The following is a 6,309-nucleotide window of genomic DNA, read 5'->3' as shown; positions in this document are numbered from 1 at the left end:
AGCAGGCAGTATCGTGACTCTCGCGCACGGCAGGGGACGACGACGTTGCAGTATCACGACCTTCGGGAGTTCATCGAATCGCGGGTGGCGACGGACGCTCACGGGCCCGGGGTGTGTCGAGAGGCATGATCCGGACACACCGGCGCCAGCGCCGACGCAGGCGGACTCACCCCACGCCGAGATAACGTGCCTTGACCTCGTCGTCCTCGCGTATTTCGCTGGCGGGGGCCTCATGGACGATCTGGCCGTTCAACATGACCATGACGCGCTCGGCCACCGCCGTCGCCACACCGAAGTTCTGCTCGATGAGCAGCAATCCGGTCCCCTCCCGTGCGAGCTGCCTCAGGACGCCGACGAGCTGCTCTACGATGGCCGGCGCCAGCCCCTCCGTCGGCTCGTCCATGATCACCAGCCTCGGGTTGGTCAGCAGCGCCCTTGCGATGGCGAGCATCTGCTGCTCACCGCCCGAGAGCGCCGATCCGCCATGATCCCGGCGTTCGGCCAGTCGCGGGAAGAGCTCGTAGACACCGTCGACCGACCAGCGCACACGGCCCCTGCGGCTGACAAGCCGCAGGTGCTCGTCCACCGTCAGCGACGGGAAGATCCGCCGCCCCTGCGGCACGTAGCCGAGTCCCGAGCGGGCCACCGCGTGCGGCTTGCGGCCGTCGATCGAACGGCCGGCGAAGCGGATCCCGCCTCCGGTCGCAGGCACGAGCCCCATGATCGCCTGACACAACGTGGTCTTGCCCATGCCGTTGCGGCCGACGATGGCGACGGGTTCGCCGCCGACCCCGAGGCTGATACTTTGCAGGACATGACTGGTTCCCCGGTGGACCTGGAGGCCGTCGACCTCCAGGCGCACATCAGTTGCCTTGGCTACCAAGGTAGATATCCCTCACCTGTTGATTCGCGCGAATCTCCCCGGGTGTGCCTTCCACGAGCAGCCGCCCGTTGTGCATGACCGTCACGCGGTCCGCGGTCCGCAGCGCGATGTCCAGATCATGCTCGATGAGCACCACCGTCAGGGACGAAGGCAGCCCCAGTATCAGCCCCAGCAGATGCGTGCGCTCCGCCGGGGACAGTCCGGCCGCCGGCTCGTCGAGCAGCAGCACCCGGGGTTCCCCGACCAGCGCCATCCCGAGCTCGAGCTGACGTTGCTGCCCATGGGAGAGATCCGCCACCCGATGGTCCAGCCACCGCCCCATACCGACCCGATCCGCCAGCGCCGCCACCCGCTGTAGCTCGTCGCCCCCGCGACGCGGCCGACGCAGGCTGAAACGCCCGGGACGAACGCCGCGCAGTGCGATAAAGAGGTTGTCCGCGACGGTCAGTTGCTCGAACAGGCTGGAGTTCTGGTAAGTGCGGCGCAGCCCCATGCGCGTGCGCTCCCGGGCGGGCACGCCGCTCAGGTCTCGCCCGAGCAGGGAAATGCTGCCGTCGCTGGCCGGGAAGTCCCCGGCGATCAGGTTGAACAGTGTCGATTTCCCCGCCCCGTTGGCGCCCAGCAGCGCCCGGCGTTCCCCCGCGGCGACGGTTAGATCGACGTTGGAGACGGCCGCGAGGGCGCCGAAACGGCGCCCCACGTCGACGAGTTCCAGCGCGTTGACGTCACTTGCCGACATTGCGCAGATCTTCACAGGTGGGCGAGTTGCGACCCACCTTGCCCAACTCGAGGAAGGCATCTCGCTTCATGCCAAGCGTCTGATCGACGTCCTTCTTGACCGCCACGACCTTGTTGTAGAGATCGCCGTTCGGCTTCTTGGCGACCACCGTCACGAAGTTGTTGCTGATCCCCTCGCGGTTCTCGTCGAGGGCGACGTGACCGGTCGGGGTCTGAAAGCTGAGACTGTCCAGTGTCTTCTGCAGCTGCTTCTGGCCGTCAGAGAGGTCACCGCCGACCTGCCTGAGCGCGAGCAGCGCCGCCTTGGCGTTCACGTAGTAGGTCTCCGCGAACAGCGAGGGGGACGGGAAGCCGTCCGGGTACGCCTTCTGGTAGCGCTTCACGAAGGATGCCCACTCCGGGTTGTCCCAGGAATCGGCGATCGGCCCCGCCGACGCGGTACCAAGCACGTACTGCTTGAACGGCCCCTTCGAGCTCAGCACGGTCTGATCCACGGTCACGGAACTGCCGATCATGGGCTTGCTGCCGCCGTACTGGCGGTACTGGGTGAGGAAGTTCACCGCGTCGGAGCCACCGAGCATGACGTAGATGGCGTCGATATCCTCCGGCAGCCGGGTAATCACGGCGCTGTAGTCCTTGTTGCCTATGGGGACCCAGTACTTGTGGCTGATCTCGCCACCGTTGCGGCAGAACTCGTAGGCGAAGCCGAACACCTGCGTGTACGGGAAGGAGTAGTCCTCCGAAACCACCGCCACCTTGCGGTAGCCCTTCTGCTTGTAGACATAGTCGCCAAGACCGGCCATCCACTGCGCCCCGTCGGTGGAGAAACGGTAGAAGTTGCGTGCCGGGTCACGAAGAGTGGTGTCCTGGGCCGCGGAGGAACCGTTCAGGAAGGTCTTGCCCGGATGCTTTTTGGCATAATCCTTCACCGCCAGCCCCTCGCTGCCCGAGAGGGGGCCGACCAGGATATCCACGTCCTCCTGCTCGATGAGCTTACGCGCGGCGTCCACCGCGGAGTTGGGCGAGGCATCGGACGAGGCCTTCACCAGCTTGATCGGATGGCCGTCGATCTCGCCCCCGAACTCCTCTATGGCCATCTCGATACCCCGCATCGCATCCTTGCCGTCGACGGCGAACGCCCCCTCCAGGGTGGCAAGACCGCCAATGCGGATGGGTGCCTTGCCGGCGGCGCTGGCGCCTGCGGACACGGCGAATCCGGCGATGCCTATCGCCAGCGCCAGTCGATTGAGGATGGTTTTTATCGTCATGGGTCTCTCCTCCTGCTAGACAAGAATCAGGAAATACGGCGGGCCGCTGCCTCCTCGGTGGACGTCTCGTGATCACCCGGCGGGCGCTCCGCCCTCGCAGCGCCACGCACCCCCCTCAACAGCCGCTGTGCGATACCCGTAAGGCCCTCCGGCGAGAACAGGACGACCACAAGAAAAGCAAGCCCAATCAATGTGTTGAATCGATCCGGGCTGATCAGGTCGATGGCGAAATTCTGGAGCAGCACGAACGCGACCGCACCGACGAAGGCACCGAGAGGCGAGGCCATCCCCCCGACCACGCTGATGATGAGGATGTCGATGGTCGGCTGGACGTCGATGGCGCCGGGCGAGATGCGGCCGTTGTACCAGACGAAGAGCACACCCCCGGTGGCGGCGATCAGCCCCGAGAGCGCAAAGGCCGCGATACGAAGCCGGATGACATCGAAACCGAGAGTGCGCATGCGGCGCGGATTGTCGCGGATACCCTGGAGCGCGATGCCGAATGGGGTTCGTACAACGTGGTAGAGCCACCCGAGCGCCAGGGCGGCCACGGCGAGCGTGAGGTAGTAGAACGGAACGGACTCGTTGAAGTCGATGCCGGCCACCGTCGGTGCACGCACCCCGGCGAAGCCGTTGAATCCGTTGAACACGCTGTAGTTCTGCCGCGCGAAAAGCGAGAACCCGACGGCGATGGCCAGCGTGATCATCAGGCAGTATATCCCCCGCGTGCGCACGGAGATCGCCCCCACGACCGCCCCGAACAGCGTCCCGAGGCAGATGGCGGTCACCACCGTCAGGGGCCAGGGCAGCACGATACCGAGGTCGGTGCTGTTGACCCCGAAGTAGGCCGTCGCGTATCCGGCGGCCCCGGCAATGGCCATCTGCGCAAGCGAGACCATACCGCCGTATCCGGCAAGCAGATTCAGGCTCAGTGCGATCATCCCGAACAGCAGGGACTGAGCGCCGATCTGGTAGGCCCAGAATCCCGGCACGACGAGCGGATAGAGCACAGCGACGACGGCAAGCGCCAGCCATGCGACGGTTCTTCCGGCACCCGCACTCATGCCGCACGCCCCAGTAGGCCCTGCGGGCGCACGGCCAGCACCACGACCATGATCACGAAGGTGAATACGACCCCGTAGGTGGGCGCGTACGCCAGTCCGTACTGCTCTGCCAGGCCGATCAGCACGGCACCGATCGCTGTCCCGCCGATGCTGCCCATACCGCCCACGATCACGACCACGAGCGACGACAGCAGATAGCGCACGTCCTCTCCCGGCGCCAGCGAAAGCGCACTGCCGCCGATCACGCCGGCGAGCCCGGCAAGACCGGCACCGATCGCAAACACGCACACGAACAACCGCGGCACATTGATGCCGAGCGCATCCAGCATGTCCCGATCGTCCACGCCGGCACGGATCATCATGCCCAGGCGGGTGCGGTTCAGCACGAACCAGAGCACCAGACCCACGAACACCGAGAAGCCGAGCAGACACAGGCGGTAGGTCGAGTACCCGTGGACGAAGGGCAGCGGCGTGAATCCGTAGAGATAGTCGGGGGGCTGGAACTGGTAGGTGCCGCCGCCGTAGTAGGCCAGCATCTGGTCTGCCATGACGATGGACAGGCCGATGGAAGCGAGGGTCTGGCGCAGGTCCTGGCCCTGCATCCAGCCGAACAGGCCCACCTGCATCAGCACCCCCACCAGCGCCATGCCTAAGGCGCCTCCGACCACGGCGGCATACCAGCTACCGGTGGCAGCGGCCACACTGTAGCCGACGTAGCCACCGAGCAGATACAGCGAGCCATGCGCCAGGTTGACCACGCGCATGACACCGAAGATCAGCGTGAACCCGCTCGCCACGATGAAGTACAGCGCACCCAGCGTCAGGCCATTGAGGGTTTGAATGAGGAACAGCTTCACGAAAACTCCCCTTTCCGCTGGAATGGGCCGGCTCCGCTGCGCGTGCCAAACCGAGGGACACGGAACAGCGAAGCGCCTGCCCTAGACCATTTGAACCATTATTTATTAATTGGTTTAACCAGACCGTAGGTTGGTCAGGTCGATCTGTCAACCTGAAAGTTGTCGCCAATTGCGGCATAAATGCTGCCCGACAGTGCCCGTCACATCCGCTGTCGGTACGCGGCCTCGGGGATTTCCTGCCGGCACGTGATAGGCAATACCATGATTGGTTGGGATAATTGGGTGGCAGCGGGGCACTGAAAGGGAAAGCGGCCTGGCGAGGCAACCGTCCGCAGCCATAGCCGGCACAGCTCTGTCCCGAGTCATCGGCTGCCGACGGGCAGCTCGCCGCGGGAACAAGCTGCCCCCAACGCTCCCGTTGGTCGACGCCCCGGCGTGTCTGCAACACCTCCGCGCTGCATGCATGCGATCCCACCCGGATACGGCCACGCAACGGTGACAGGCAATAGCGCGAGCAGGCAGTATCGTGACTCTCGCGCACGGCAGGGGACGACGACGTTGCAGTATCACGACCTTCGGGAGTTCATCGAGAAGCTGGAGGCGGCCGGCGAGCTCAAGCGCATCAGCCATCCGGTGGACCCGGTGCTGGAGATGACCGAGGTCTGTGACCGCACGCTGCGCCGCGGCGGCCCCGCCCTGCTGTTCGAGAACCCGGTCGGCCACGACATGCCGGTGCTCGCCAACCTCTTCGGAACGCCCCGTCGCGTGGCCCTCGGCATGGGCGCGGACGACACCGAGGCGCTGCGCGAGATCGGCCGGCTCCTCGCCTTCCTCAAGGAGCCTGATCCGCCCAAGGGCATGCGCGACGCCTGGCGGAGCCTGCCGGTGTACAAGAAGGTGCTGGACATGGCGCCGAAAAAGGTCCGCCGCGCAACCTGCCAGGAGGTGGTGATCGAGGGCGACGACGTGGACCTCTCGCACATCCCGGTGCAGACCTGCTGGCCCGGCGATGCCGGCCCGCTGATCACCTGGGCGCTGGTCACCACCCGGGGGCCGGAGAAGAGCCGGCAGAACCTCGGGATCTACCGCCAGCAGGTCATCGGGCGCAACCGGGTGATCATGCGCTGGCTCGCCCACCGTGGCGGCGCGCTGGACTTCCGCGACTGGCAGCAGGCCCACCCCGGGGAGCCCTTCCCGGTGGCGGTGGCCCTCGGCGCCGACCCGGCGACCATCCTCGCGGCGGTGACACCGGTCCCCGACACCCTCTCGGAGTATGCCTTCGCCGGGCTACTCCGCGGCCGGCGCACGGAGCTCGTGGGCTGCCTGGGCTCGGATCTGCAGGTACCGGCGAGCGCCGAGATCCTCCTCGAGGGCCACATCTACCCGGACGACGTCGCGCCCGAAGGCCCGTTCGGCGACCACACCGGCTACTACAACGAGGTCGAGCACTTCCCGGTATTCACCGTCGAGCGCATCACCCACCGGCGCGACCCCGTCTA

General features: G+C 66.1%; 6 protein-coding genes. 1 reads left to right on the top strand and 5 read right to left on the bottom strand.

Annotated features, from left to right (window positions below; translation table 11 throughout):
* Positions 1 to 166 precede the first annotated feature (166 nt).
* The 5 genes from G7A99_RS15310 to G7A99_RS15290 are packed head-to-tail and all read right to left on the bottom strand — an operon-like array spanning position 167 to position 4,810.
* A complete protein-coding gene (locus tag G7A99_RS15310) occupies positions 167 to 883 on the bottom strand; it encodes an ABC transporter ATP-binding protein (RefSeq protein ID WP_156831305.1) in 717 nt (238 codons plus the stop codon).
* Positions 864 to 1,622, bottom strand: a complete 759-nt coding sequence (locus tag G7A99_RS15305) for an ABC transporter ATP-binding protein (RefSeq protein ID WP_163141671.1) — start codon at positions 1,620 to 1,622, stop codon at positions 864 to 866. The genes G7A99_RS15310 and G7A99_RS15305 overlap by 20 nt, the downstream gene beginning before the upstream one ends.
* A complete protein-coding gene (locus tag G7A99_RS15300) occupies positions 1,609 to 2,889 on the bottom strand; it encodes an ABC transporter substrate-binding protein (RefSeq protein ID WP_163141669.1) in 1,281 nt (426 codons plus the stop codon). Before G7A99_RS15300 ends, G7A99_RS15305 begins: the two co-directional genes overlap by 14 nt.
* A gap of 26 nt (positions 2,890 to 2,915) precedes the next feature.
* Positions 2,916 to 3,953 (bottom strand): branched-chain amino acid ABC transporter permease, encoded by a 1,038-nt coding sequence (locus tag G7A99_RS15295; RefSeq protein ID WP_163141666.1) that lies wholly within the window; start codon positions 3,951 to 3,953, stop codon positions 2,916 to 2,918.
* Complete coding sequence (locus tag G7A99_RS15290; protein ID WP_018719793.1) at positions 3,950 to 4,810, bottom strand: branched-chain amino acid ABC transporter permease; 861 nt, start codon at positions 4,808 to 4,810, stop codon at positions 3,950 to 3,952. Before G7A99_RS15290 ends, G7A99_RS15295 begins: the two co-directional genes overlap by 4 nt.
* 558 nt (positions 4,811 to 5,368) lie before the next feature.
* Between G7A99_RS15290 and G7A99_RS15285 the strand changes: the two genes are divergently transcribed.
* Positions 5,369 to 6,309, top strand: a 941-nt coding sequence (locus tag G7A99_RS15285; RefSeq protein WP_163141663.1) for a UbiD family decarboxylase, incomplete at its 3' end; no start/stop codon positions are given.

The organism is Arhodomonas sp. KWT, assembly GCF_010993615.1.
This window is presented reverse-complemented; position numbering and strand designations above follow the sequence as displayed.